Here is a 26,268-nt window from a genome sequence, read left to right as displayed (position 1 = left end):
CGGCGTGCACCCGAACGGTACCGACGACGCCTCACGAGGCACAGCGGCCCGGGGTTATCCACAGGCTTGACAGTGCCTGGGCCTCGATCCACCATTGAACCGAACGATCGGTCGGTAGGGAGCATCCGCAGAAGCGAGCGAGGGGGCACGGCATGACGACGACTGCGCCGGAGGCTGGGCGGCTGGAGGCGGTGTTCGATGCCGCCGTGGCCGCCGACGAGCGCATCGAGCCGCGCGACTGGATGCCTGACGCCTACCGCGCCACACTGGTCCGGCAGATCGCCCAGCACGCCCACTCCGAGATCATCGGCATGCAGCCCGAGGCCAACTGGATCACCCGGGCGCCGTCCCTGCGGCGCAAGGCGATCCTGATGGCCAAGGTGCAGGACGAGGCGGGCCACGGCCTGTACCTCTACAGCGCCGCGGAGACCCTCGGCACCAGCCGCGACGAGCTCCTCGACAAGCTGCACGCGGGCCGCCAGCGGTACTCCTCGATCTTCAACTACCCCACCCTCACCTGGGCGGACGTCGGCGCGATCGGCTGGCTCGTGGACGGCGCGGCCATCACCAACCAGGTCCCGCTGTGCCGCTGCTCCTACGGCCCCTACGCCCGCGCCATGATCCGCATCTGCAAGGAGGAGTCCTTCCACCAGCGCCAGGGCTACGAGCTCCTGCTGGCCCTGAGCCGGGGCACCGAGGCCCAGCACGCGATGGCCCAGGACGCGGTGGACCGCTGGTGGTGGCCGTCGCTGATGATGTTCGGCCCGCCGGACGACGAATCCTCGCACTCCGCCCAGTCCATGGCCTGGAAGATCAAGCGCCACTCCAACGACGAGCTGCGCCAGCGCTTCGTCGACATCTGCGTCCCCCAGGCCGCATCCCTCGGCCTGACGCTCCCCGACCCCGACCTGCGGTGGAACGAGGAGCGCGGCCACCACGACTTCGGCCCCATCGACTGGGACGAGTTCCACGAAGTGCTCCGGGGCAACGGCCCCTGCAACGACCAGCGGATCAGCCGGCGCCGCCAGGCGCACGAGGAAGGCGCCTGGGTGCGCGAGGCAGCCGCCGCATACGCGGCCAAGCACGGGGAGGCGAAGGCATGACCAGCACGGAATGGCCGCTGTGGGAGGTGTTCGTGCGCAGCAGGCGAGGGCTGTCCCACACCCACGCCGGCAGCCTCCACGCCCCGGACGCGGAGATGGCCCTGCGCAACGCACGCGACCTCTACACCCGGCGCTCCGAGGGCGTCTCGATCTGGGTGGTGCCCTCCACGGCCGTCACCGCCTCCTCGCCCGACGAGAAGGACCCCTTCTTCGAGCCCGCCGCCGACAAGCCCTACCGCCACCCGACCTTCTACGACATCCCGGAGGGGGTGCGGCACCTGTGAGCCCCGCCCGTGCGACCCCCGCACCACTCGGCACGGCAGCCGCGCTGGCGCTGGGCGACGACGCCCTGGTGCTCTCCCACCGGCTGGGGGAGTGGGCCGGGAACGCCCCCGTGCTGGAGGAGGACGTCGCCCTCGCCAACATGGCCCTCGACCTGCTCGGCCAGGCCCGCACCCTGCTCTCCCTCGTCGGCGACGAGGACGAGCTCGCCTACCTCCGGGAAGAGAGGGCCTTCCGCAACGTCCAGCTCGTCGAGCAGCCCAACGGCGACTTCGCCCACACCATCGCCCGCCAGCTGTACTTCTCCGTCTACCAGCAGCTGCTGTACGGACAGCTGGCCGCCGAGGACGGGCCGCTGGCGCCGCTGGCGGCGAAGGCCGTCAAGGAAGTCGCCTACCACCGCGACCACGCGGAGCACTGGACGCTGCGCCTCGGTGACGGCACCGCCGAGAGCCACGAGCGCATGCAGCGCGCCCTGGACGCCCTGTGGCGGTACACAGGCGAGCTCTTCGAGCCGGTGGACGGGCTGCCCGTCGACTGGACGGCACTGCACGACGGCTGGCTCACCGCAGTGACCGGCGTCGTCGAGCAGGCCACACTGACCCTGCCCGGGGGCCCGCAGAGCGGCGCCTGGACGGCGGGCGCCGGCCGACAGGGCATCCACACCGAGCCGTTCGGCCGGATGCTCGCGGAAATGCAGCATCTGCACCGCAGCCACCCGGGGGCGTCATGGTGAGCGCACCCACCCCCCTGGAGGAGGAGCTCCGCGCACTGGCCGGAGCCGTCCCCGACCCCGAGCTGCCGGTACTGACCCTGGCCGAGCTGGGCGTGCTGCGCGCCCTGCACGTCACCGGCGCCGGCCGGGTGGAGGTGGAGCTCACCCCCACGTACACCGGCTGCCCGGCCATCGAGACGATGTCGTCCGACGTCGAGCGGGTGCTGCGCGAGCGCGGCATGCCCGAGGTCGAGGTGCGCACGGTCCTCGCCCCCGCCTGGTCCACGGACGACATCACCGCCGAAGGGCGGCGCAAGCTGGCGGAGTTCGGGATAGCGCCGCCGCGCCCCACGGGTCCCGCGGGCCCGGTGGCGGTCGGCCTGGGCATCCGCTGCCCCCACTGCGGATCCACCGAGACCACGCTGCTGAGCCGCTTCTCGTCCACCGCCTGCAAGGCCCTGCGCCGCTGCGAGGCATGCCGCGAACCGTTCGACCACTTCAAGGAGCTGTAGATGGCAGCGGCCCGCCATGGTGCCTTCCACCAGCTGCGCGTGACGGCCGTCGAGCCGCTCACCGACGACTCGGTCGCCGTCACCCTGGCCGTGCCCCCGGAGCTGCGCGAGAGCTTCCGCCACGCGCCCGGCCAGCACCTCGCCCTGCGCCGGACCGTCGACGGCGCCGAGATACGCCGTACGTACTCCCTCTGCGGCCAGGCGCCGGGCCCGGACGGCCCGCGGACGCTGCGGGTGGCGGTGCGGCAGGTGGACGGCGGCGCGTTCTCCACCTACGCCCTCAAGGAGCTGGTCGCGGGGGACACCGTGGAGGTGATGGCCCCGGCCGGACGGTTCGTGCTGGAGCCCCGCCCCGGGCACTTCGCCGCCGTCGTCGGCGGCAGCGGCATCACACCCGTCCTGTCCATCGTCTCGACCCTGCTGGCGCGCGAGCCCGCTGCCCGGTTCTGCCTCATACGCAGCGACCGCACCACCGCGTCGACGATGTTCTTGGACGAGGTCGCCGAGCTCAAGGACCGCTACCCCGACCGGCTCCAGCTCGTCCAGACCCTCTCCCGCGAGGAGCAGCAGGCCGGGCCGGCCTCCGGGCGGCTGGACGAGGAGCGGCTGACGCGGCTGCTGCCCGCGCTGCTGCAGGTGGAATCGGTCGACGGCTGGTTCCTCTGCGGGCCCTACGGGCTGGTGCAGGGGGCGGAGCGGGCGCTGCGCGGCCTCGGGGTCCCCCGGGACCGGATCCACCAGGAGCTCTTCCACGTGGAGGAGGAGCCGCCGGGGGAGCAGGCCACCACCGCCGGGCCCCCGGCACCCGCGCACAGCACGGTGACCGCACAGCTGGACGGGCGCGGCGGCAGCTGGCCGGTGCGGGAAGGGGAGACGCTGCTGGAGACGGTGCTGCGCAACCGCGCCGACGCGCCCTACGCCTGCAAGGGCGGGGTGTGCGGGACGTGCCGGGCCTACCTGGTCTCGGGCGAGGTACGGATGGACCGCAACTTCGCGCTGGAGCAGGAGGAGCTGGACGCCGGGTACGTACTGGCCTGCCAGTCGCACCCGGTCACGGAGAAGGTGGAGCTGGACTTCGACCGCTGAGGTTCCCCCTTGCGGCCCACTGCCCTATCTTGACGGACCGTCAGAAAAAGACGGATGCCGGCTGCTGAAGGGCTGGGCTGTCGAAGGGCTGGAGGACGGCAGTGGACTTCACCTTCACCGAGGAACAGCAGGCCGTGGCCGAGGCGGCCGCCGCCGTGCTCACCGGGGTCGCCCCCGACGGCGTGCCCAGCCCGGCCCTGGTGCCGGGCGCGGTCGCCGAGGACATCGACCGCGCGCTGTGGCGGCGGCTGGCCGACGCCGACCTGCTGAGCCTGCCCGTCCCCACCGAGCAGGGCGGGGCGGGGCTCGGGCCGATCGCCCTGTGCCTGCTGCTGCGCGAGGCCGGGCAGGTCCTGGCCCGGGTGCCCCTGCTGGAGACGGGCGCGGCCGCCCTGACCCTGCGCACGTACGGCGGCCGGGCCCAGGGAAAGCTCCAGCGGCTGCTGCCGGCGATCGGGCGCGGCGAGCTCGTCGTGACCGTGGCCGCCAGCGGCCGCACCGGTCACGACGCGGCCGAACGGGCCGTCTCCGCCCGTCCGGAGCGCGATCACTGGGTGCTCGACGGCGTGCAGACGGCCGTGCCCTGGGCCCGGAGCGCCGACCGCGTCCTGCTGCCCGCCCGCACTGCCGCGGGCCGCACCGTGCTCGTCCTGCTCGCCCCCGGCCGGCCCGGCGTCGTCCTCGCCGACCAGGTCTCCACCAACGGCGAGCCCTACGCGGAGCTGAGCCTGGACTCCGTGCGCGTCGACCGCGCCGACGTCATCACCGCGGACGGCGCCTGGCCGTGGCTGCGCTCCCTGCTGATCTGCGGCACGTGCGCCCTCGCGCTCGGCGTGGGTCTCGCCGCGGCCCGGATGACCGGCGCGTACACGAGCACACGGGAGCAGTTCGGCTTCCCCCTCGCCACGTTCCAGGCGGTCGCCGTCCAGGCAGCCGACCGCTACATCGACCTCCAGGCGATGGAGGCCACGCTCTGGCAGGCCGCCTGGCGCATCGAGTCGGGCGCGGACGGGCCGCTGCCGGCCGCCGCGGACCTCGCCGTCGCCAAGATCTGGGCCGCCGAGGGAGTGCGCCGCGTCGTCCAGACCGCACAACACCTGCACGGCGGCTTCGGCGCGGATACCGAGTACGCCCTGCACCGCTACCACGCCTGGGCCAAGCAGCTGGAGCTCTCCCTGGGCCCGGCCGCCGCCCACGAGGAGGCCCTGGGCGACCTGCTGGCCGCCCATCCCCTCGCCTGAGACGAGCGTCAGATCACCGCGCCGGGGGCACCGTCCGCGCCCACGACCGGGCGGCCCGATGCCTCCCAGAGCTGCATGCCGCCGTCGACGTTCACCGCGTCCAGGCCCTGCTGCACCAGGTATGCGGTGACCTGCGCCGAACGGCCGCCGGAGCGGCAGATGACGTTGATCCGGCCGCCCTCGGGAGCCTTCACCATCAGATCGCCGAAGCGCCCCATGAAGTCGCTCATCGGGATGTGCAGCGCGCCCTCGGCGTGCCCTGCCTGCCACTCGTCGTCCTCGCGGACGTCCAGCAGGAAATCATCGGACGAGAGGGCGTCGACACCGACCGTGGGCACACCGGAACCAAAATGCATGCCTCCGACGCTACCCGACCAGCGACGCCAGATGAGCCTCCCGCTCGGCGATCTGCCCCAGCAGCCCGTCGGCGATCTCCGCCAGCAGCCCGTCCGGGTCCTCCGGCGCCATCTTGATCATCGCGCCGATCGCGGACGCCTCCAGCTCGGCGGCCACCGCCGCGAGCATGTCCTTCCGCTCGGCCAGCCACTCCAGCCGCTCGTACAGCTCCTCGCCGCGGCTCGCCCGGCGCTGGGCGGGCAGCGGTCCCGCCGCCCACTCCTCGGCCAGCTGCCCCAGCAGCGCCTCGTCGCCGTCGGCGTACGCGGCGTTCACGCGCACGATGAAGGTCTCGCGCCGCTGCCGGTCCGCCTCGTCCGCCGCGAGGTCGGGGTGCGCCTTGCGCACCAGCTCGCGGTAGGCGCGCCGGGCCTCGTCGCTGGGCCGCACCCGCTTCGGCGGCCGCACCGGCCGCTCGGTGAGCATCGCCGTCGCCTCGGGGGAGAGCCCCTCGCTGTCCATCCAGCCGCCGAACAGCTCCTCCACCTGGGGCATCGGCTGCACCAGCGAACGCGCCTCGCGCGCCCGCCGCAGGTCCTCGGCGTCCCCGGAGCGGGCCGCGACCGTCTCCGCGATCAGCGCGTCCAGCTCGTCGAGGCGGGCGTACATGGGCCCCAGCCGCTGGTGGTGCAGCCGGGAGAAGTTCTCGACCTCCACCCGGAAGGTCTCCACCGCGATCTCGAACTCGATCAGCGCCTGTTCCGCTGCCCGCACCGCCTGCGCGAGCCGCTCGGCGGCGGCGTCCTCGGCCCGGCTCTCTTCGGCTTCCGGATTCGTCACCCGCCCAGGGTACGAGGTGGCCGCCGGCCCCCGACGCCGGTTCCTCCCGCGCCCCGGACCGCCCGCGCACCCCCGGCCCCCTCGAAGCCCCCGTCCGGACGCCCCCGGGCGCGCCCGTCCCCGGCACGCCTGCCCCCGTCCTACACGCCCGTCTCCGCCGCCAGCCGCCCGCTCCGCACCGCGGCGAGGAGCTCGGCGTGGTCCGCCTCCGTGCGGTCGGCGTAGGCCACCGCGAAGGCCGCGACGGCCTCGTCCAGCTCCTCGCCCTTGCCGCAGTAGCCGGCTATCAGCAGCGGATCGGCGCTGTGCGCGTGCGCCCGCGCCAGCAGCGCGCCCGTCATCCGCCCGTAGTCGTCGAGCTCGTCGGGGGCCAGCGCCGCCGGGTCCACGCTGCCCTTGCGGTTGCGGAACTGCCGCACCTGGTACGGCCGGCCCTCGACCGTCGTCCAGCCCAGCAGCACGTCGCTGACGACCTGCATCGACTTCTGTCCGAGCACCACGCGCCGCCCCTCGTGCCCGGGCGCCGGTGCGGCGAAGCCCGCCTTCTCGGCGTACGGCAGCAGCACGGAGGGCCGCGCCTCCTTCACCTGCAGCACCAGCGCCTCGCCCCGGTGGTCGAGCAGCAGCACCACGTACGAGCGCAGGCCGACGCTGCCCGTGCCCACCACGCGGAACGCCACGTCCTGTATCGCGTACCGGGCCAGCAGCGGCCGCAGCTCCTCCGGGAGCGTGGCCAGGTACGCGCCCAGCGCCGCGGCCACGGCCGCCGCCTCCCGCTCCGGCAGCCGGCGCAGCACCGGGGGCGCGTCCACGAACTGCCGGCCGCCCGTGCCGTCCTTCTCGGTCGCCCGGGCCGCGAAGCGCGCGCTGGTGTTCCGCCGGGCCTTCTCCCCGACCCGCTCCAGCGTGCCCACCAGTTGGTGGGCGTCCGCGTGCGAGACGAGCTCCTCGTCGGCGATGGCGTTCCAGGCCGTCGTCACGGGCATGCGGGCCAGCAGTCGCATCGTGTGGCGGTAGGCGCCCACCGCGTCCCGCGCCGCCGCCCGGCAGACGAGCTCGTCCGCCCCCGCCTCCCGGCCGGCCAGCACCAGCGAGGCGGCCAGCCGCTTGACGTCCCACTCCCACGGCCCGTGCAGGGTCTCGTCGAAGTCGTTCAGATCGATGATGAGTTCGCCGCGGGCGTCGCCGTACAGCCCGAAATTGGCGGCGTGGGCGTCCCCGCACAGCTGGGCGCCGACGCCGGTGACGGGCGAGTCGGCCAGGTCGTACCCCATCAGCCCGGCCGAGCCGCGCAGGAAGGCGAAGGGGGAGGCGGCCATGCGGCCCACCCGGATCGGCGTCAGCTCCGGCAGCCGGCCGGCGTTCGCCGACTCGACGGACTCCACGGCGCCGGGCCGCCCGGCGCCGGGCTTCCAGTCGGCGTGCGCGGACCGGGGCACCGCCTCGCGCAGCGCCTTCCCGGCCGCCTTGCCGGGCCGGCGGGCCTCCCCCGGCCCCAGCGGCCGGGCGAATCCGGGTACGTACGGCAGTCGCGGCATGACAGCGCCCCTCCCCTTTTCCCGGATCCCGGTTTCCCGGTTCTTCCGGTTCTTCCGGCCTCTGCGACCCGCGGGCGTCAACTGCCCACGACGGTACCGCCCGGCCGTCGGGTGGGAAGGGGCGTACGGAAGACGTACCGGCGTGCGGAGGTGCGGGGGTGCGTCATCTCACAGTGCAGGGGAAAAACAAAGCTCCCCAGGTCCGAGGACCTGGGGAGCGATGGTGCGCGAGGGGGGAGTTGAACCCCCACGCCCTTTCGGGCACTGGAACCTGAATCCAGCGCGTCTGCCTATTCCGCCACCCGCGCATGGGTGTGTCTTCTGCTTTCGGACCGTTCCCCCGGCTTTTCCGCCCGGTTCTTGTCCGTCCGCCTTCCGACATGCAGAACATTAGCACGCTCTGGAGGGCGCCTTCACACTCATGGCCCCCGGCCCGTCCTCCGGGGGGCCGCGGGGAGGGCTCCGGTTGCGGGACACTGGCCTCAGGCCGCCTCTACGATCCCCCGTAGGCGACCGCGCGAAGGCGACACTCGTCACTCCTGGCGCCGAAGGGGAACCAGCTGTTTTCCCGACGCGTGGATACGATCAGTAAGCAGTATCAGGAACGACACTGAGCATCAGAGACGTCACTGAGGGAAGGAGGTGCCCCGTGGGAGTACTGAAGCGCTTCGAGCAGCGTCTCGAAGGTCTCGTGAACGGCACCTTCGCCAAGGTGTTCAAGTCCGAGGTGCAGCCGGTCGAGATCGCGGGCGCACTCCAGCGGGAGTGCGACAACAACGCGACCATCTGGAACCGCGACCGCACCGTCGTCCCGAACGACTTCGTCGTCGAGCTCAGCGCGCCGGACTTCGAGCGCCTGAGCCCGTACTCCGGCCAGCTCGGCGACGAGTTGTCCGGCATGGTCCGCGACTACGCCAAGCAGCAGCGGTACACCTTCATGGGGACCATCAAGGTCCACCTGGAGAAGGCCGACGACCTCGACACCGGTCTGTACCGGGTGCGCAGCCGCACCCTCGCCTCCAGCGAGTCGCAGGACCAGCACGGCCGGCCGGCGGCCGGACCGCGCACTTCGAGCGGCGCCCCGACCAGCGGAGCCGGCTACCCGCCGCAACCCGCGGGCGCGCCGCCCATGCCCAGCACGCCGCCGCCCGGCGCCCGTCCGCAGCCGCGCGCCGGCGGCCCGGGTCCCGGCGCCGTGCCGGGGGCACAGACGCGCCGCTGGATCGAGATCAACGGCACCCGTCACCAGATCTCGCGGCCCACCCTGGTGCTGGGCCGCAGCACGGAAGCGGACGTACGCATCGACGACCCCGGCGTCTCGCGCCGGCACTGTGAAATCCGGGTCGGCACCCCCGCGACGATCCAGGACCTGGGGTCGACGAACGGCATCGTGGTGGACGGACAGCACACCACGCGCGCTACGCTCCGCGACGGCTCACGCATCGTCGTGGGCAGCACCACCATCGTTTATCGGCAAGCCGAAGGGTGAAGCGGGGGCAATGTCAGAGCTGACCCTCACGGTCATGCGGTTGGGTTTCCTCGCCGTACTGTGGCTGTTCGTCATCGTGGCCGTACAGGTCATTCGCAGCGATCTCTTCGGCACCCGCGTGACGCAGCGCGGCTCCCGCCGCGGGGCCGCCGCTGCCGGGCAGGCACAGCGCGCGCAGCAGCAGACCGCGCCGCCGCAGCAGCGCCAGCAGCAGCCCGGCGGCCGCCGGGCCGACCGCGGCCGACGCGGCGCACCCACCAAGCTGGTGGTCTCGGAGGGCACCCTCACCGGCACCACCGTGGCCCTGCAGGGCCAGACCATCTCCCTCGGCCGCGCCCACGACTCGACGATCGTGCTGGACGACGACTACGCCTCCAGCAGGCATGCCAGGATCTACCCCGACCGCGACGGCCAGTGGATCGTCGAGGACCTCGGGTCGACCAACGGCACCTATCTCGACCGGACCCGGCTGACCACTCCGACCCCGATCCCGCTCGGCGCGCCGATCCGCATCGGCAAGACCGTCATCGAGCTGCGGAAGTAGTAGGACCATGACGACCGGAGGGTGGGCAGCGTGGCTGGGAAGGGGCTGTACCCGGAGCCGACGGGCGAGGTGCGCATGAGTCTGTCTCTGCGCTTCGCCGCCGGATCGCACAAGGGCATGATCCGGGAGGGCAACGAGGACTCCGGTTACGCCGGCCCCCGGCTGCTCGCCATCGCCGACGGTATGGGCGGCCAGGCCGCGGGCGAGGTCGCCTCCTCCGAGGTGATCTCCACTCTCGTCACGCTCGACGACGACGTCCCGGGCTCGGACATCCTCACCTCGCTCGGCACCGCCGTGCAGCGCGCCAACGAGCAGCTGCGCGTCATGGTCGAGGAGGACCCGCAGCTGGAGGGCATGGGCACCACCCTCACCGCCCTGCTGTGGACCGGCCAGCGCCTGGGCCTGGTGCACGTCGGCGACTCGCGCGCGTACCTGCTGCGCGACGGCGTCCTCACCCAGATCACGCAGGACCACACCTGGGTGCAGCGCCTGGTCGACGAGGGGCGCATCACCGAGGAGGAGGCCACCACCCACCCGCAGCGCTCCCTGCTGATGCGCGCGCTGGGCAGCGGCGACCACGTGGAGCCGGACCTCTCCATCCGCGAGGTGCGGGCCGGTGACCGCTACCTGATCTGCTCCGACGGACTCTCCGGCGTCGTCAGCCACCAGACGATGGAGGAGACGCTCGCCAGCTACCAGGGCCCGCACGAGACGATCCAGGAGCTCATCCAGCTCGCTCTGCGCGGCGGCGGACCCGACAACATCACCTGCATCGTCGCCGACGTCCTCGACGTCGACGGCAACGACACCCTGGCCGGCCAGCTCAACGACACGCCCGTGATCGTCGGCGCGGTGGCCGAGAACCAGATGCAGCTCGGCGACAACGGCGCCATGCAGACGCCGGCCGGCCGTGCCGCCGAGCACGCCCGCGCCAACCGGCCCGTGCCGCCGCAGGACGGCCCGCACGGCGCCTTCGGTCCGCCGGGCAGCGGCGACCCGGCCACGGGCGCGTCGGAGGGTTTCGGTCCGTTCACGGACGAGGACTTCGTCAAGCCGCAGCGCAAGGGCAAGTGGCTCAAGCGATCGCTGATCATCGCCCTGGCACTCGGCGTCATCGGAGGCGGCCTGTACGGCGGCTACCAGTGGACACAGACGCAGTACTACGTGGGCACCAAGGACAACGACCACGTGGCCGTCTACCAGGGCATCAACCAGGACCTGGCATGGGTGAGCCTGAGCAGGCTCTACCAGGACCACCCCGAGATCGAACTCAAGTACCTGCCGTTCGACCAGCGCGGCCGCGTCGTGGACACGATCGCGGTCGGCAGTCGCGACCAGGCCCTGCAGAAGGCCAAGGAACTGGGCACGCTCGCCGGCGCCTGCAAGAAGGCGGACGAGCGGCGCAAGGCCGAACAGCAGCAGCGCGAGAGCGAGAAGCAGAACGCGGACCGGACCGGCGGCGCGACCAAGGACCCCGCGAAGGACGCGGCCGACGCCCGCAGCCGCGCCCAGGCCACGCCGACCCCGTCCCCCGGCCCCACCCTCACCGAGGAAGAGCAGAAGTTGGTCCCGCAGTGCAGCAGCGCTCAGCAGTGAAGCCGTAAGGGGCCATCACGCCATGTCAGCGATTTCACCCATGCCGAACACCACCAACACCACGACGATCAGTACCGCGGGGGCGCCGAGCCGGCGCAACACCGAGCTCGCGCTGCTGGCCTTCGCCGTGCTCATCCCCTGCTTCGCGTACGCCAACGTGGGTCTCGCCATGGACGGCGAGATGCCCTCCGGGCTGCTCGGCTACGGCGTCGGCCTCGGCCTGATGGCGGGCGTCGGGCACCTGGTGGTGCGGAAGTTCGCCAAGTACGCCGATCCCCTGCTGCTGCCGCTGGCCACGCTCCTCAACGGCATCGGCCTGGTCATCATCTGGCGGCTCGACCAGTCGCCGCGGCTGCAGGCCCGCAAGTTCTTCACGGCCAGCGCCACCAACCAGCTGATGTTCTCGGCGCTGGGCATCGCGCTGTTCGTGGCCGTGCTGATCGTGCTGAAGGACCACCGCATCCTCCAGCGCTACACCTACATCTCCATGGTGGCCGCGCTGATCCTGCTGGTCGCACCGATGTTCTTCCCCGCGAAGTTCGGTGCGCGCATCTGGATCACCATCCCGGGCCTCGGCTCGATCCAGCCCGGTGAGTTCGCCAAGATCGTCCTGTCGATCTTCTTCGCCGGCTATCTGATGGTGAAGCGCGACGCACTGGCCCTGGCCAGCCGCCGCTTCATGGGCCTGTACCTGCCGCGCGGCCGTGACCTCGGCCCGATCCTGGCGGTCTGGGCGTTCTCCATCCTGATCCTGGTCTTCGAGACCGACCTCGGTACGTCGCTGCTGTTCTTCGGCATGTTCGTCGTGATGCTCTACGTGGCGACCGAGCGCACCAGCTGGATCGTCTTCGGTCTGCTGATGTCCGCCGTCGGCGCGGTCGCGGTGTCGACCTTCGAGCACCACGTCCAGCAGCGTGTCGACGCCTGGCTGCACCCCTTCGACGCGTTCAAGGACGGCAGCTCCGACCAGATCGCCCAGGCCCTGATGGCCTTCGGCTCCGGCGGCGTCTTCGGCACGGGCTGGGGGCAGGGCCACTCGGACCTGATCGGCTTCGCGGCCAACTCCGACTTCATCCTGGCCACGGTCGGCGAGGAGCTGGGCCTGGCCGGCGTCATGGCCATACTGCTCGTCTACGGCCTGATCGTGGAGCGGGGCGTCCGTACGGCACTGGCCGCCCGGGACCCCTTCGGCAAGCTGCTCGCGACCGGTCTGTCCGGCGCCTTCGCGATCCAGGTCTTCGTGGTCGCCGGCGGTGTCATGGGCCTCATCCCGCTGACGGGTATGACCATGCCGTTCATGGCTCAGGGTGGTTCCTCCGTCATCGCCAACTGGGCGCTCATCGCCGTTCTGATCAAGATCAGCGACACCGCGCGGCGTCCCGCCCCGGCCCCCGCCCCGTCCCCCGACGCCGAGATGACCCAGGTGGTCCGTCCGTGAACAAGCCCGTGCGCCGGATCGCCATCTTCTGCGGTCTCCTCATCCTCGCCCTGATGGTCCGGGACAACTGGATCCAGTTCGTCCAGGCCGACGAACTCAAGGCCAACAAGCACAACCGCCGGGTGACGATCGCCCGCTACAGCCAGCCGCGCGGCAACATCATCGTCGACGGCCAGGCCATCACCGGCTCCCAGGAGACCGGCGGCATCGACTTCAAGTTCAAGCGCACCTACAAGAACGGCGAGATGTGGGCCCCGGTCACGGGTTACAGCTCGCAGGTGTTCGACGCGAACCAGATCGAGAAGCTGGAGGACAAGGTCCTCACCGGCGACGACGACCGGCTGTTCTTCAACCGCACGGTCGACATGATCACCGGCAAGGGCAAGAAGGGCGGTGACGTGATCACCACCCTCAACGCCAAGGCCCAGGAGGCCGCCTTCAAGGGCCTCGGCAAGTCGAAGGGCGCCGTCGCCGCCATCGACCCGCGCACCGGCAAGATCCTCGCCCTGGCCTCCACGCCCTCGTACGACCCCTCGACGATCGCCGGGGCCCAGGACGACAAGGCGTGGAAGGAGCTGCAGGCCGACAAGAACCAGCCCATGCTCAACCGGGCCCTGAAGCAGACCTACCCGCCGGGCTCGACCTTCAAGGTCGTCACGGCCGCCGCGGCGCTGGAGAACGGCCTGTACAAGGACGTCGACGCCAAGACGGACTCGCCGCTGCCGTGGATCCTGCCGGACACCCGGGTGGAGCTGCAGAACGAGGGCAACATCCCCTGCAAGGACGCCTCGCTGCGGGTCGCCCTCCAGTGGTCCTGCAACACCGTCTTCGGCAAGGTCAGCGCCGACCTCGGCAACAAGAAGATGATCGACCAGGCGAACAAGTTCGGCTTCAACAAGCCGGTCGACACGCCCGTGCGCGCCGTGCCCAGCGTCTTCCCCAAGGACAACCGCCCGCAGAACGCCATGGCCGGCATCGGCCAGGCGTCCAACCGCGTGACCCCGCTGCAGATGGCCATGGTCGCCGCCGCGGTCGCCAACAACGGCAAGCTCATGGAGCCGTACATGGTCGACAAGCTGCGCGCGCCCAACCTGAACGTCATCGAGCACCACACGCCCAAGGAGATGGGCCAGCCGGTCTCCGCCGAGAACGCGCGGAAGCTGCAGAGCATCATGGAGACCGTGGTCGAGAAGGGCACGGGAACCGCGGCCCAGATCGACAACGTCAAGGTCGGTGGCAAGACCGGTACCGCGCAGCACGGTGTCGACAACAGCGGCAACCCGTACGCGTGGTTCATCTCCTACGCCAAGACCGGCAACGGCTCGCCCGTCGCCGTCGCGGTCGTCATCGAGAGCTCGGAGACGATCCGCGACGACATCGCCGGTGGCAAGCTCGCCGCGCCCGTCGCGAAGAGCGTGATGCAGGCGGTGCTCAGCACGGAGAAGTGATCCGGCTCACCCGTAGCAGCCGAACGCCGATTCCATCGGTACCGGTCGTGTATCGGGTGGCCGTCACGCCCGGAACGGGCACGGTGTGCCGGGTACGGTATGCCGGACAGCACACCGTCGGACGTATCGAAGGTGCGGTCAGGGAAACGGAAGGGCTGGAGCTATGGAAGAGCCGCGTCGCCTCGGCGGCCGGTACGAGCTGGGCTCGGTGCTCGGCCGCGGTGGCATGGCCGAGGTCTACCTCGGTCACGACACCCGGCTCGGCCGCACCGTCGCCGTGAAGACGCTGCGGGTGGACCTCGCCCGCGACCCGTCCTTCCAGGCCCGGTTCCGTCGTGAGGCCCAGTCGGCCGCCTCGCTCAACCACCCGTCGATCGTCGCCGTGTACGACACCGGCGAGGACTACGTCGACGGGGTCTCGATCCCGTACATCGTCATGGAGTACGTCGACGGGTCGACCCTGCGCGAGCTGCTGCACTCCGGCCGCAAGCTGCTGCCCGAGCGGTCGCTGGAGATGACCATCGGCGTCCTGCAGGCGCTGGAGTACTCCCACCGGGCCGGCATCGTCCACCGCGACATCAAGCCCGCCAACGTCATGCTGACCCGCACCGGCCAGGTCAAGGTCATGGACTTCGGCATCGCCCGGGCGATGGGCGACTCCGGCATGACGATGACGCAGACCGCGGCCGTCATCGGCACCGCCCAGTACCTCTCCCCCGAGCAGGCCAAGGGCGAGCAGGTCGACGCGCGTTCCGACCTGTACTCCACCGGCTGCCTGCTCTACGAGCTGCTGACGGTCCGTCCGCCGTTCGTGGGCGACTCGCCGGTGGCCGTGGCGTACCAGCACGTGCGGGAGGAGCCGAACCCGCCGAGCATCCACGACCCCGAGATCACGCCGGAGATGGACGCCATCGTCCTCAAGGCGCTGACCAAGGACCCGGACTACCGCTACCAGTCGGCCGACGAGATGCGCGCCGACATCGAGGCGGCCCTGGAGGGCCAGCCCGTCGCCGCCACCGCGTCCATGGGCGTGGTGGGTTACGGCACCGAGGACCAGCCCACCACCATGCTGCGGCAGCACGACCACGCCCCGGCCGGCCAGACGTCGATGATGCCGCCCGTCGCCGACGGCGGCGGGTACGGCGGCTACAACGACGGCACCGGCGGCGGGCACCGTGGCGGGGGCGGCAAGAAGAGCAACCTCTCCACCATCCTGCTCGTGGTCGCGGGCGTCCTCGTGCTCGTCGGCGCGATCTTCATCGGCAAGTCGCTGTTCGGCAGCGGCGGGAACAACTCCCAGGTGACGGTGCCGCCGCTGACCGGTCAGACGGTGGCGGAGGCCCAGCGGGCCGGGGAGAACGGCGGCTTCAAGGTCGTCGAGGGCGACAAGAAGTTCTGCGACCAGCCCAAGGACAAGATCTGCGACCAGGACCCCAAGGCCGGGTCCAAGGTGGAGCGCGACAGCCAGGTCAAGGTCGTCGTCTCCAAGGGCGCGGAGAAGGTCCTGGTGCCGGACGTGCTCGGTGCCTCCTTCGACGAGGCGAAGTCGACGCTCGAAAGCAAGGGTTTCGTCGTCAAGCAGGCGCAGAAGGAGTCCGAGCGGACCGCGGGCACCGTCCTCGGCCAGGACCCCAAGGGCGGGGAGAAGGCCGAGAAGGGCACGGAGGTCACCCTCACCATCGCCTCCGCGGCCGCGACCAAGACGGTCCCGTCCGTCGTCGGCCAGCCCTTCGACGCCGCCAAGAAGCAGCTGACCGACAACGGCTTCCAGGTCGCCAAGGAGGAAGAGGACTCCGCCGACAAGCCGGCCGGCACGGTCGTGCGCCAGAGCCCCGACGGCAACACCTCCGCGCGCCAGGGCTCGACGGTGACCCTCTTCGTCTCCAAGGGCGCGGGCCAGAAGGTGCCCGTGCCCAACGTGGTCACCCAGAAGCTCAAGGACGCCAAGAACGGCCTGGCGGCCGCCGGCCTGAAGGTCGGCACCATCGCCGGCCCGCAGGACGACAACGCCGTCGTGCTCGTCACCGACCCGGTCGCCGGCACCCAGGTGCCCAAGGACACCCCCGTCAACCTCACCACCGTGGCCCAGGGCCCCGGCGGTCAGACCGCGGGCCAGACCGGCGGCCAGACGGGCGGCAACCAGGACATCGGCGGTCTCTTCGGCGGTCTGCCGGGCGGCCGGCGGTCCTGACCGCCCCGTGAACGACGCGAAGAAGCCCCGGCACCCTTGACGGTGCCGGGGCTTCTTGCCGTCCGCGTACGGGCCGCTAGCGCAGCTCCGTGGGCGGGGTGCGCTTGGCGTCGACCTTTTCGGTGCGGGTCAGTTCGGCCCAGACGATGTAGCGGTAGTCGGAGGTGTAGACCGGCGTGCAGGTCGTCAGGGTGAGGAAGCGGCCCGGCACGGTCTTGCCGGACTCCTTGGGGACGGAGTCGAGCACATCGACGTTGTAGCGCGAGGTCTGCTTCAGGTCGGCGTAGACCTTGTAGACGTACCAGACGTCGCGCGTCTCGAAGACGACCGCGTCGCCCTTCCTGACCTTGTCGATGTTGTGGAACTTCGCGCCGTGCCCGTCGCGGTGCGCGGCCAGCGTGAAGTTGCCCTGCTTGTCCCAGGGCATGCCGGCCTTCACCGGCTCGCGGTAGAAGCCGGCGACGCCCTCGTTGAGGACCTTGCTGCCCGTGCCGGCCTTGACCAGCACCTCGCCGTTCTTCATGGCCGGGACGTGCAGGAAGCCGATGCCGTCCTTGGTGTCGAGCGCGCCCGGGCCCGACGGGGACTTCGCCCAGGTCTCGCGGACCTGGTTGCCCTGGCGCTCCGCCTCGCGGTCGGCGAGGACGTTCGTCCACCACAGGGAGTAGACGACGAAGAGGGCCATGATCACGCCTGCGGTGATCAGTAGCTCGCCGATGACGCTGACGGTGGCGGCGATGCGGCCCCGCACGCGGTCAGTCCGTGCCACAGACGTTCGTACCCCGATTCGATGTTCGCGCAGTCTCGCGTGCACGTGCGCGTGTCTCAGTTGACGAGCGCGTCCGGCTTGCCCTTGCTCCGGGGCCGCTCGTCGACCATCTTGCCCCACACGATCATGCGGTAGGTACTGGTGAACTCGGGAGTACAGGTGGTCAGGGTGATGTAGCGGCCCGGCGCCCTGAAGCCCGATCCGGGGGGCACGGGCTGGATGACCCGGATGTTCGCCGGAGACGTCTGGTCCAGGCGGCTGGTCATCTCGTACGTGTAGAAGGCGTCCTTCGTCTCCACGACGATCTTGTCGCCGGGCTGCAGCCGGTTGACGTAACGGAACGGCTCCCCGTGCGTGTTGCGGTGGCCGGCCAGCGCGAAGTTGCCCTGCTTGTCCCAGGGCATCGCGGTCTTCAGCGCGCCGGCCCCGTCGCCCTCGTAATGCCCGACCATGCCGCGGTCGAGGACCTTGTGCTTGTTGACGCCCTGGGCGATGGGGGCCTTCACGTCCAGCGAGGGGATGTAGAGGATGGCGAAGCCCTGACCGGGCGAGAACGCCCCCGCGGAGCGGTCGGGGCCGTCGCCCTTCTCCCAGCTGTTCTGCAGGCTGTCGGCCGCCCCGCCGGCCTGCCGCTGGGCGATGACGTTCGTCCACCACAGCTGGTAGGCGACGAACAGCAGCATGACGACGCCGAGGGTGATGAACAGCTCGCCGACGAGCCGGCTCGCGACGACTCCCACGCTGTCCCGGCGGGCGCGCGCGGCGCGCTGTGCGGCACGGCGGCGCTCGGCGCGCCCTCCGGATGCGGCGGAGGCGGACCGCCCCGCGGCCCTGCGCCGCTCGGCCCGGCCGCCGGTGACCAGTGGCGGCGCGGGCTCGACCCGGCGCAGGGAGATCGTCGGGTCGTCCTCCGGCGGCAGCGGCTGCGAGACGGATCCCGTGCCGTACGACGTCGGCTTCGGAACGAGCAGGGGATCCTGCTCGGGCCGGAGTGCGGTCACGCCCCTGCCTTGCCCACCACCGGGGCGAGCCCGGCCGATCGTTCCACCGCCCCCGTGTCACCGCAGGCGACGAGCCAGTTGGCGAGCATCCGGTGACCCCACTCGGTCAGCACCGACTCCGGGTGGAACTGCACGCCCTCGACGGGCAGGTCGCGGTGGCGCAGGCCCATCGCGATGCCGTTGTCGGTCCAGGCGGTGATCTCCAGCTCGTCCGGCCAGCTCGACCGCTCCACGGCCAGCGAGTGGTAGCGGGTGGCGGTGAAGGGCGAGGGGAGGCCGTTGAAGACGCCTTTGCCCTCGTGGGTGACGGGCGAGGTCTTGCCGTGCAGCAGCTCGGGCGCCCGGTCGACGACCCCGCCGTAGGCGACGGCCATCGACTGCATGCCGAGGCACACGCCGAAGACGGGGACGCCGGTGTCGGCGCAGTGCCGGACCATGTCGATGCAGACACCGGCCTGTTCGGGTGCTCCGGGTCCCGGGGACAGCAGGACGCCGTCGAAGCCGTCCTGGGCGTGGCCGGGCTCGACCTCGTCGTTGCGGCGCACTTCGCACTCCGCGCCGAGCTGGTAGAGGTACTGAACGAGGTTGAAGACGAAGCTGTCGTAGTTGTCCACCACGAGGATGCGCGCGCTCACCGCGTTACCGCCATTCCGTCATTGCGCTGCCCGCCGGCAGGCCGTTGTCGACCGTCACGTCATTGAACGGCAACAGCGGTTCCGCCCAGGGGAAGACGTACTGGAAGAGGGCGTAGACGATCGCCAGCGCGAGCAGCAACGAGATCAGAGCCCTCACCCATGCGTTGCCCGGCAGATGACGCCAGATCCAGCCGTACATGCTGTCCCCCCTTGCCGATGACGTGGTCGGTGGACCGTATTGATGGTCGATTGCAGCACCAGACTAAAGGGCGGTGCCCCGCGGCGGGGCTCAGCCGGACAACGCGCCGGGCCGGCCCTGTGCGGCGGGCCGGGTGGCGTCGAGGTGGGCCCAGACGATCAGCCGGTGGCTGTGGCCCCACTCCGGATCACAGGTCGTCAGCGTCAGGTAGCGGCCGGGCTCCCGGTAGCCGGACCGGGCGGGCACCGGGTCGAGGACGGCGGTGTCGTCGGGCAGCGTCCGGTACGGGTGGGTGTCGACGCGGTAGGTGAACCAGGTGGTGCCGTCCGTCAGCACCACCGCGTCGCCGGGGCGCAGGGCGGGCAGGTCCTTGAACGGGTCACCGTGGGTGCGGCGGTGGCCGGCGACGGCGAAGTTGCCCCTCTCGCCGAGGCCGGCGGTGCGCTCGTAGTGGCCGAGGCCCCTCTTCAGCACGTCGGTGCCGGTGCCCTGGAGGACGGGCTTGGCCCAGCCGGTGCCGAAGCGCGGGACGTACATGACGGCGAAGGAGGCGCCGGGGCGGTGGGCCGTGCGCGGCGCGGGCGGGGGCGCTTCGCCGGCCGCGGCGGGTGGCGGCGCGTCCTGGTCGCGGGCCTCGGAGCGGGCCCGGTCACCGCCCTGTGCCCGGTCGCCGCCCTGTGCGCGGTCCCCGCCGGGGCTGCCGGGGCCGGCCGGCGGTGAGGCCGGCGGCGGGGCGGGCTCCCCGGCGGCGGGGACGGGCGCCACGGGCCCTGAGGCCCAGCGGTCCTGCAGGCGGCCGATCTCCTCGCGCATGGCGTCGTCGGCGCGGACGCCGGTCCAGTAGAGGACGTACACCACGAAGAGGACGATGAGTGTGCCGATGGTGAGGCACAGTTCGCTGAGCGTGCGGACGACCCGTCGTAACCCCACCGGCCGACCCCTTCCCGGGTGTTATCCCATGGGCTTGGCGTAGTGGAGATCCACTGTGCCCGAGTAGCCGGGAAGTGTCACCGCGTCGTGCTGGTCGACTTTCCAGCCGAGCCCGTAGGCGTTCACGTACTGCAGGTAGTTCTGGATCGCGGGGGAGGAGTCGAGCGACTTGCGGAGCGTGCTGCGGTCGCCGACGGCGGTGACCTTGTAGGGCGGGGAGTAGACGCGGCCCTGCAGGATGAGGGTGTTGCCGACGCAGCGGACCGCGCTGGTGGAGATCAGCCGCTGGTCCATCACCTGGATGCCCTTCGCGCCGCCCTTCCACAGGGCGTTGACGACGGCCTGGAGGTCCTGCTGATGGATGACCAGGTCGTTGGGCTGGGGCTGGGGGACGCCGGGGATCCTGGCGGTGGCGTTGGGCGGCGCGTCGGTGAGGGTGACGGTCAGGCCCTGGCCGGTGGTCTTGCGGGTGCCCGCCGCGTCCTCCAGTGCGGTGAGCTTCCGGTCCTGCGCCGTGTCGCCGCTGTCGCGCCGGGCGAGGGCGTCGACTTGGGCGCGGGCGGCCGCGGCGCTGTCCTCCAGGGCGCCGTTCTTGCGGCTGCGTTCCTGGATGAGGTCGGACAGGCGCAGCATGGAGTCGTCGGTGCGGATGTTGGTGCCCTGGGCGGTGTTGAAGCTCATCCAGAAGATGAGACCGGCGAGGGCGAAGACCCCGCCCGTCAGCAGCCGTACCGGACGGAACCGCCGGACGGGCCCGCTGGTGGAGTCCGCAGAATTGCTCAACGTACCCTTATCCTCTCCGACGCCGCGGAAGCACTACGCTAACGGACGCCCGGGGGAAGGAAGCGCTCCCGGCACTCCCGCCCCGGCGGACCAGCCTTGTACCCCAGCGCGGTCACGCAGCGCATCGACAGGAGAGTTACCTCGTGCCGAAGTCACGGATCCGCAAGAAGGACGACTTCACGCCGCCGCCGGCGAAGCAGCAGAACATCAAGCTGACGACCGGTCGCCGTTGGGTGGCGCCGTTGATGCTGGCGATGTTCCTGATCGGGCTGGCCTGGATCGTCGTCTTCTACGTGACGAGCGGCGACATGCCGGTGGAGTCCCTGAAGAACTGGAACATCGTGGTCGGCTTCGGCTTCATCGCGGCCGGGTTCGTCGTCTCGACCCAGTGGAAGTAACCCTTTCCGAGGGCCGGGGGACGGTTCTGCCCTGAACCTTCCTTCGAGTTATCCACACCCTCGTCCACAGTGGGGGAAAACTCAGAAGATCTGTGGATAACTTCCCTGGCATTGACGCCGGTGTGACTGATCGCAAGCGCTTCGTATCGATGGTCACACCGGCGCCGCCCAGCGAAAACGCAGCTCAGACGGGCCACGGACACGCCGAACGCCTGTTCCTGCACAGCGTGCACAAGATCCTGCACGTGTTGTGGACAACCTGTGCGTCCACCGGTGTGGGTGACGCACCACGGGACACTCCCGGATGCCTCCCGGACGCGCCCGGGACGCGCCTCAGCCGACGCCCGGGACGCGCCTCAGCCGAGCTGGAGCGTCCGGATCCCCACCACCGCAATGATCACCACAAGCGCCGCCAGGCAGGTGAGGCGCTGCACCAGCGCACGCCGGTCGCGGGGGGCGTGCACCATCCCGTACGCCACCGCCGTCCCCACCACGAGGCCGCCGACGTGGGCCTCCCAGGAGATGTTGCTCCAGGTGAAGGTGAAGATCAGGTTGAGCACGAGCAGCGCGATGACCGGGCGCATGTCGTAGTTCAGCCGGCGCATCAGCACCGCCGTGGCACCCAGCAGGCCGAAGATCGCGCCGGAGGCGCCGAGCGAGGGCTGGTTGGGCGGGGCGAGGAGGTAGGTCAGGGCGCTGCCGCCGAGCCCGGACAGCAGGTAGAGGGTCAGGTAGCGGGCGCGGCCCAGCGCCGCCTCCAGCGGCGGGCCCAGGAACCACAGCGAGACCATGTTGAAGGCGATGTGCATGGCCTGCTGGTGCAGGAAGACCGCCGTCAGCAGGCGGTACCACTGCCCCGCGGCGACGCCCTCCGAGGGGCCGTACTCCGACAGGGACGCGCGCCCGAAGAGCTCCAGCGCGTTCAGCAGGCCGGTGTCCGTGGCCATCACCGCAATCCACACGGCGACGTTGATCCCCAGCAGCACCTTGGTGACCAGCCGCGGGTCGTCCGTGTGGGTGGCGCCCGCGATCGTGCGCGGCGCGCCCGCCCGCGGGGCGTGGCCCGTACCGGACGTGCTGGTCACGCACTCCGGGCACTGGAAGCCGACCGAGGCGCTGACCATGCACTCGGGGCAGATCGGGCGTTCGCAGCGGGTGCAGCGAACGCCGGTCTCCCGGTCCGGGTGCCGGTAGCAGCAGACAGCCTGATCGTTCATGCTCTCCCCTTGCCCCTGAGACGGTGGCCGGTGTGCGCCCTGTACGCACCACCGCCCCGCCCGTCATACGGACGGGCGGGGCGCCAGGTTCCCGTGGGACCGTGTGTCAGCGGGTCTCGACGACGACCGACTCGATGACGACGTCCGTGACCGGGCGGTCGGTGCGCGGGTTGGTGTCGGTCGTGGCGATGGCGTCGACGACCGCCTGGCCGTCCTTGCTCGCGACCTCGCCGAAGATGGTGTGCTTGCCGGTCAGCCACGCGGTGGGGGACACGGTGATGAAGAACTGCGAGCCGTTGGTGCCCGGGCCGGCGTTGGCCATGGCGAGCAGGTAGGGCTTGGTGAAGGCGAGGTCCGGGTGGAACTCGTCGGCGAACTTGTAGCCGGGACCGCCGGTGCCGTTGCCCAGGGGGTCACCGCCCTGGATCATGAACCCCTCGATGACGCGGTGGAAGACCGTGCCGTCGTACAGCTTGTCCGTCGTCTTCTGGCCGGTCTCGGGGTTCACCCACTCGCGCTCGCCCTTGGCGAGCTCCACGAAGTTCTTGACCGTCTTGGGCGCGTGGTCCGGCAGCAGCCGGATCTCGATGTCGCCGCGGTTGGTCTTCAGGGTGGCGTAGAGCTGCTCAGCCACGATCTACCTTCCATAGTGTTCGCTGACGGCTACCGATCCTCGCACGACGGGTTCACGGCGAGTGCCACCAAAGCCCCGCGCGCGGCGGCGAACCGTGGCATTGTCGACCGAAGCTCCCCTTTGACCCGGATGCCCGCTCGCACATGCCGGACCGGCCACGGGCAGGCATGATTTTCCACTGGGTGGAAAGGCGACAAACCATACGCCACCGAGGAGGAGGTTCTCGTGACCCGCAAGGACAGCGTGCGCGCAGCGACCAGCACCGCCAAGGACAGCGTGCGCCACGCCGCGGAAGTGGTGGCGCCCTACGCCGGCACGGCCAAGGACGCGGCCGTGCACTACGCGCACGAGGCTCGGTGCCGGCTCGCGCCCAAGGTGGCCGTGGCCGCGCACCAGGCCCGTTCGCAGTACGACGCACATCTGCAGCCCCGTCTTGAGCATGCGCGCGATGCCCTGCCCCCGAAGGTCGACCAGGCCGCCGCGCGGGCCCGGGCGGTCGCCGAGCCGGTGCGGGACGAGGCGCTCTCCCGGGGCACGGCCACGCTCGCGGCGTTGCGCGGCCAGGTGACGGCCGAGGACGTCCAGAAGATCACGCGCCGCCGTGGCCGCCGCTGCCGCAGCGGTCGTGCGGTCAAGCGGCTGCTGGTGCTGGGCGTGGTCGTCGGTGGCGCGATCGCCGTGTGGAAGTGGTGGGACAAGCAGGCCAACCCCGACTGGCTCGTCGAGCCGCCGGAGGCCACCGAGCCCGCCGACCGCTCCACGCTGAGCTCCGTCGACGGCAGCGGAGACGCCTCCGGGCTCGACCCGGAAGTCCAGGCGAAGCAGGACCGGGCCGATTCCGAATCCTACGAAGAGGGCGACGACCGGCCCTGACCACAGCCGGTCCGCACGGCGATACGACCCGTACACACAAAACCCCTCCGGCCCGAGGCAGATCGGGCCGGAGGGGTTTTTGCATGGGAGAGGTCGGGGGTCCCTCGCCCACGGCAAGGAGCGAACGTCGAATTTCAGCCCGGCCGGACGTGGCCGATAAACGTCAGGGGCAGAGAGCGCATGTTGACGTTTTCATGACAGGAATATGAGGAGACCTTAACGGCGCCGGGCGCTCCTGTATCCACAGAAGCGCCCGGGGACGGTCTCGCTCACCGAAAGCGGACTGTACTTACTTGCTGACGTGGCAGCCCTGGGTGCAGACGCTGGTGGTGCAGCCGGCAGCGGTGACGCAGCCCGGGGTGCACAGCGAGACGCTCGTGATGAAGGGCGTCGCCTGCGGGGCGTCGTCGGCGAGGACCTTGGCGTCGAGGTCGAAGTCAGACATGTTTTCCACCTTTCGAGATGTACCCGTACCGGGTCGGTGCGACCGGCTGACCCGTTCGCTGAGACACACCTTGGCAGCGGAAATTCACACCCCGATCACACGGATCTCACAAAGAATCAGCCACATGACAGCCACGCGATCGGCGCCCGATTCGCGAAGAAGGATGTCATTTACATTCACTTGCCGATTTGCACCGTGATGTCACTTATGAAATAGGCAGTTGACCTGTGAAGGCAACGCGAATAGCGTGCAACGGCCATGTAAACCATCCCCCCTTCGACAGCCGGTCGGCCCTTACCGCAGCCGACCTTTCGGGGATGTTTACACTGATCGCAACGGGGTAGGGGGAAGAATGCCCAAAATGGCATTGGCCAGCCAACCAGTCGGCGACATCAAAAGAGATTTCACCCCACAGGCATTACCGCACTTCGACTTCGGTGCGGAGTTAACGGTAGATATACCGGCTGGAATAAATATCAGTGTGCTGGGCCGCTACGAGGTGGCCGGCAGGCCCGTCACCAGCAGCAAGACGATGGAGTTCATCACGGCCCTGGCCGCGGCCGGCGGGTCGATGAGCCGCGACGGACTGCACCATCGCATCTACGAACGGGACGTCTCCGCCTCGACGTTGCCCACCCTGGCGTACCGGGCCCGCAGGCTGGGGATCGACGTGCGGTACGAGCCGCTCGGACGCCGGTACGTCCTGGGCAAGCCCGTCACCGTCGACGCGCTGAAGGTGCTCGGCCTGCTGAAGGCCGGCCGGCCGACCGACGCGCTCGTCCTCTACCACGGCCCCTGTCTGCCGGAATGCGACAGCCCGTTCGCCCTCTCCCTGCGCCAGACGCTGGAGGACCAGCTGGTCCGGGCCGTCCTGGATTCCGGCGACCAGGAACTGGTCAAGGCGGCGAGCCGGATGATCGACCACTGGGAGCTGGCGGAACCGACCGCGGCCGGCGACGACCCGTTCTCCGCGGTGCTCTCCGATTCCTATCTGCGCAGCATGGGGATGTCCTCGGGAGGACGGTGATGAAGCTGTCACTTCTCATACCGACGGTCCCCGCCACGCCGGACCAGGCCGTGCCGTTCGCCCGCCAGGTGGCCCAGAGCTCGCAGCTCACCCGCCTCTGGCAGGGCCAGAGTTACGGGCTGGAGCCCGCCGCCACCTTCGCCTATCTGGCCGGCGCCGGCCATCCCGTCCCGGCCGGGACCTGCGTCCTGGTCACGCCCCTGCGGCACCCCGCCCAGGCCGCGCTGGAAGCGCGCACCGTGGCGGCGGTCACCGGAGCGCCGGCCGTCATCGGCTACGGGCCGGGCAGCCGGGCCGTTCAGGCGGCCAGACTCGGCGCCGCGTACGACAAACCCGTCGACGCCTGCCGGGAGTTCCTGCGCGCCACCCGGAGCTGCCTGGCCCAGCCGTGGGATCCCCGGGCCGGAAACGGTGCTCCCGGCGCCGGCCCGCGGTATGTCCACGCGGGCGAGGCCCTGCCTCCGGTGCCGCACCCGCGCGTCCACCTCGCCCTGGGCGTCCTGCGGCCCAGGATGGCCCGGGCGGCGGGCGAGGTCGCCGATGCCGCCATCACCTGGCTGGCACCGGCCGACTACGTGCGGCGGTCCGTGGTGCCGGAGGTGGCCCGGGGCGCGCAGGCGGCGGGGCGGCCCCGCCCGCCCGTGATCGCGGCGGTCCCCGTGGCGGTGGCGCGGCGGGGACGCAGCCCCGTCGACCTGGCCCACCTCTCCTCGGGCGGGCACCTCGCCCTGCCGCACTACGCCGACATGCTGGCGCGCGCCGGCGTCGACGTACCGGCGGGCGATCCCGCCTCCGCCGCACGGGCGTTGGTCGCCGGCGGCGGGTTCCTCTACGGCAGCGCGCCGGACATCGCCGCCGGCCTGGCCGCCTACGCGGCGGCGGGCGTGGACGAGGTGATCCTCAACCTGACCGGCGTGCACTCCTGGTACGGCACGGACGAAACGTTGCTGGACCTCAACGACATTCTGGCCGCCACGGCTTCAGCGCATGGGTGACAC

28 protein-coding genes and 1 tRNA gene are annotated in these 26,268 nt (G+C 71.0%); 16 read left to right on the top strand and 13 right to left on the bottom strand.

The window, feature by feature from the left end:
* The first annotated feature begins 152 nt into the window (after nt 1-152).
* The 6 genes from paaA (at nt 153) to IE182_RS03955 (ending at nt 4,939) form a co-directional block, all read left to right on the top strand.
* Complete coding sequence (gene paaA, locus IE182_RS03980) at nt 153-1,103, top strand: 1,2-phenylacetyl-CoA epoxidase subunit PaaA (protein ID WP_190108206.1); 951 nt, start codon at nt 153-155, stop codon at nt 1,101-1,103.
* Nucleotides 1,100-1,387, top strand: a complete 288-nt coding sequence (gene paaB / locus IE182_RS03975; protein WP_190108205.1) for a 1,2-phenylacetyl-CoA epoxidase subunit PaaB — start codon at nt 1,100-1,102, stop codon at nt 1,385-1,387. The genes paaA and paaB overlap by 4 nt, the downstream gene beginning before the upstream one ends.
* Nucleotides 1,384-2,121, top strand: coding sequence for a 1,2-phenylacetyl-CoA epoxidase subunit PaaC (gene paaC / locus IE182_RS03970; protein ID WP_190108204.1), 738 nt, complete (start codon nt 1,384-1,386; stop codon nt 2,119-2,121). The genes paaB and paaC overlap by 4 nt, the downstream gene beginning before the upstream one ends.
* Nucleotides 2,115-2,612: a 1,2-phenylacetyl-CoA epoxidase subunit PaaD gene (gene paaD, locus IE182_RS03965; protein WP_190108203.1), complete on the top strand. Its 498-nt coding sequence runs from the start codon at nt 2,115-2,117 to the stop codon at nt 2,610-2,612. Before paaC ends, paaD begins: the two co-directional genes overlap by 7 nt.
* Nucleotides 2,613-3,698, top strand: coding sequence for a 2Fe-2S iron-sulfur cluster-binding protein (locus tag IE182_RS03960; protein WP_190108202.1), 1,086 nt, complete (start codon nt 2,613-2,615; stop codon nt 3,696-3,698).
* A 101-nt stretch (nt 3,699-3,799) separates the two neighbouring features.
* Entirely contained in the window at nt 3,800-4,939 is a 1,140-nt protein-coding gene (locus IE182_RS03955; RefSeq protein WP_190108201.1) for an acyl-CoA dehydrogenase family protein, read from the top strand.
* An 8-nt stretch (nt 4,940-4,947) separates the two neighbouring features.
* On the opposite strand, the gene IE182_RS03950 is transcribed toward IE182_RS03955, so the two are convergent.
* The 4 genes from IE182_RS03950 to IE182_RS03935 all read right to left on the bottom strand — a co-directional run bounded on the left by IE182_RS03950 (nt 4,948) and on the right by IE182_RS03935 (nt 7,961).
* Nucleotides 4,948-5,295, bottom strand: a complete 348-nt coding sequence (locus tag IE182_RS03950; RefSeq protein WP_190108200.1) for a rhodanese-like domain-containing protein — start codon at nt 5,293-5,295, stop codon at nt 4,948-4,950.
* Between the two features lie 10 nt (nt 5,296-5,305).
* Nucleotides 5,306-6,115, bottom strand: a complete 810-nt coding sequence (locus tag IE182_RS03945; RefSeq protein WP_229844550.1) for a J domain-containing protein — start codon at nt 6,113-6,115, stop codon at nt 5,306-5,308.
* Nucleotides 6,116-6,255: 140 nt separating this feature from the next.
* Nucleotides 6,256-7,653 carry a DUF2252 domain-containing protein gene (locus tag IE182_RS03940; protein ID WP_190108199.1) on the bottom strand — a complete coding sequence of 466 codons (1,398 nt, stop codon included), beginning with the start codon at nt 7,651-7,653 and terminating at the stop codon, nt 6,256-6,258.
* 221 nt (nt 7,654-7,874) lie between these two features.
* Nucleotides 7,875-7,961: transfer RNA gene (locus IE182_RS03935), tRNA-Leu, on the bottom strand.
* Between the two features lie 341 nt (nt 7,962-8,302).
* Here IE182_RS03935 and IE182_RS03930 point away from each other — a divergent pair.
* The 6 genes from IE182_RS03930 (at nt 8,303) to pknB (ending at nt 16,359) form a co-directional block, all read left to right on the top strand.
* Nucleotides 8,303-9,142, top strand: coding sequence for an FHA domain-containing protein (locus IE182_RS03930; protein ID WP_190108198.1), 840 nt, complete (start codon nt 8,303-8,305; stop codon nt 9,140-9,142).
* 10 nt (nt 9,143-9,152) lie between these two features.
* The gene (locus tag IE182_RS03925) at nt 9,153-9,686 is read left to right on the top strand and encodes an FHA domain-containing protein FhaB/FipA (RefSeq protein WP_190108197.1); all 534 of its coding nucleotides are present in this window, start codon (nt 9,153-9,155) and stop codon (nt 9,684-9,686) included.
* A gap of 75 nt (nt 9,687-9,761) precedes the next feature.
* Nucleotides 9,762-11,282, top strand: coding sequence for a PP2C family protein-serine/threonine phosphatase (locus IE182_RS03920; RefSeq protein ID WP_190108196.1), 1,521 nt, complete (start codon nt 9,762-9,764; stop codon nt 11,280-11,282).
* A 40-nt stretch (nt 11,283-11,322) separates the two neighbouring features.
* Nucleotides 11,323-12,720 carry an FtsW/RodA/SpoVE family cell cycle protein gene (locus IE182_RS03915; protein WP_190108376.1) on the top strand — a complete coding sequence of 466 codons (1,398 nt, stop codon included), beginning with the start codon at nt 11,323-11,325 and terminating at the stop codon, nt 12,718-12,720.
* A complete protein-coding gene (locus tag IE182_RS03910; protein ID WP_190108195.1) occupies nt 12,717-14,168 on the top strand; it encodes a peptidoglycan D,D-transpeptidase FtsI family protein in 1,452 nt (483 codons plus the stop codon). Before IE182_RS03915 ends, IE182_RS03910 begins: the two co-directional genes overlap by 4 nt.
* Before the next feature lie 163 nt (nt 14,169-14,331).
* Nucleotides 14,332-16,359 (top strand): Stk1 family PASTA domain-containing Ser/Thr kinase, encoded by a 2,028-nt coding sequence (gene pknB, locus IE182_RS03905; protein ID WP_190108194.1) that lies wholly within the window; start codon nt 14,332-14,334, stop codon nt 16,357-16,359.
* Between the two features lie 76 nt (nt 16,360-16,435).
* On the opposite strand, the gene IE182_RS03900 is transcribed toward pknB, so the two are convergent.
* The 6 genes from IE182_RS03900 to IE182_RS03875 form a co-directional block, all read right to left on the bottom strand.
* Complete coding sequence (locus IE182_RS03900) at nt 16,436-17,128, bottom strand: class E sortase (RefSeq protein ID WP_229844549.1); 693 nt, start codon at nt 17,126-17,128, stop codon at nt 16,436-16,438.
* A 56-nt stretch (nt 17,129-17,184) separates the two neighbouring features.
* On the bottom strand, nt 17,185-18,129 hold the full coding sequence (locus IE182_RS03895) for a class E sortase (RefSeq protein ID WP_444544986.1): 945 nt from the start codon (nt 18,127-18,129) through the stop codon (nt 17,185-17,187).
* A complete protein-coding gene (locus IE182_RS03890) occupies nt 18,126-18,764 on the bottom strand; it encodes an aminodeoxychorismate/anthranilate synthase component II (RefSeq protein WP_190108192.1) in 639 nt (212 codons plus the stop codon). Before IE182_RS03890 ends, IE182_RS03895 begins: the two co-directional genes overlap by 4 nt.
* A 4-nt stretch (nt 18,765-18,768) precedes the next feature.
* Complete coding sequence (locus IE182_RS03885; RefSeq protein ID WP_190108191.1) at nt 18,769-18,963, bottom strand: hypothetical protein; 195 nt, start codon at nt 18,961-18,963, stop codon at nt 18,769-18,771.
* Between the two features lie 90 nt (nt 18,964-19,053).
* The gene (locus IE182_RS03880) at nt 19,054-19,893 is read right to left on the bottom strand and encodes a class E sortase (RefSeq protein WP_190108190.1); all 840 of its coding nucleotides are present in this window, start codon (nt 19,891-19,893) and stop codon (nt 19,054-19,056) included.
* A gap of 21 nt (nt 19,894-19,914) precedes the next feature.
* Nucleotides 19,915-20,676, bottom strand: coding sequence for a DUF881 domain-containing protein (locus IE182_RS03875; RefSeq protein WP_190108189.1), 762 nt, complete (start codon nt 20,674-20,676; stop codon nt 19,915-19,917).
* A gap of 143 nt (nt 20,677-20,819) precedes the next feature.
* Between IE182_RS03875 and crgA the strand changes: the two genes are divergently transcribed.
* Nucleotides 20,820-21,074 (top strand): cell division protein CrgA, encoded by a 255-nt coding sequence (gene crgA, locus IE182_RS03870; RefSeq protein ID WP_190108188.1) that lies wholly within the window; start codon nt 20,820-20,822, stop codon nt 21,072-21,074.
* 356 nt (nt 21,075-21,430) lie between these two features.
* Here the strand turns inward: crgA and IE182_RS03865 are convergent, their stop codons facing one another.
* Both IE182_RS03865 and IE182_RS03860 read right to left on the bottom strand, forming a co-directional pair.
* Entirely contained in the window at nt 21,431-22,291 is an 861-nt protein-coding gene (locus tag IE182_RS03865; protein WP_190108187.1) for a rhomboid family intramembrane serine protease, read from the bottom strand.
* A gap of 106 nt (nt 22,292-22,397) precedes the next feature.
* Nucleotides 22,398-22,925: a peptidylprolyl isomerase gene (locus tag IE182_RS03860; protein WP_190108186.1), complete on the bottom strand. Its 528-nt coding sequence runs from the start codon at nt 22,923-22,925 to the stop codon at nt 22,398-22,400.
* A 225-nt stretch (nt 22,926-23,150) separates the two neighbouring features.
* On the opposite strand from IE182_RS03860, the gene IE182_RS03855 reads away from it, so the two are divergent.
* The gene (locus IE182_RS03855; RefSeq protein ID WP_190108185.1) at nt 23,151-23,798 is read left to right on the top strand and encodes a DUF5324 family protein; all 648 of its coding nucleotides are present in this window, start codon (nt 23,151-23,153) and stop codon (nt 23,796-23,798) included.
* A 289-nt stretch (nt 23,799-24,087) separates the two neighbouring features.
* Here the strand turns inward: IE182_RS03855 and IE182_RS03850 are convergent, their stop codons facing one another.
* The gene (locus IE182_RS03850; protein WP_190108184.1) at nt 24,088-24,243 is read right to left on the bottom strand and encodes a gallidermin family lantibiotic; all 156 of its coding nucleotides are present in this window, start codon (nt 24,241-24,243) and stop codon (nt 24,088-24,090) included.
* A gap of 361 nt (nt 24,244-24,604) precedes the next feature.
* Here IE182_RS03850 and IE182_RS03845 point away from each other — a divergent pair, with 361 nt between their 5' ends.
* Both IE182_RS03845 and IE182_RS03840 read left to right on the top strand, forming a co-directional pair.
* Nucleotides 24,605-25,270 carry a hypothetical protein gene (locus IE182_RS03845; protein WP_190108183.1) on the top strand — a complete coding sequence of 222 codons (666 nt, stop codon included), beginning with the start codon at nt 24,605-24,607 and terminating at the stop codon, nt 25,268-25,270.
* On the top strand, nt 25,270-26,265 hold the full coding sequence (locus IE182_RS03840) for an LLM class flavin-dependent oxidoreductase (protein ID WP_190108182.1): 996 nt from the start codon (nt 25,270-25,272) through the stop codon (nt 26,263-26,265). The genes IE182_RS03845 and IE182_RS03840 overlap by 1 nt, the downstream gene beginning before the upstream one ends.
* Nucleotides 26,266-26,268: the final 3 nt, after the last annotated feature.

The organism is Streptomyces cinnamoneus (assembly GCF_014650495.1).
GTDB lineage: Bacteria > Actinomycetota > Actinomycetes > Streptomycetales > Streptomycetaceae > Streptomyces > Streptomyces cinnamoneus.
The sequence above is the reverse complement of the archived record's forward strand: the minus strand, read 5'-3'. Positions and strand labels throughout refer to the sequence as shown.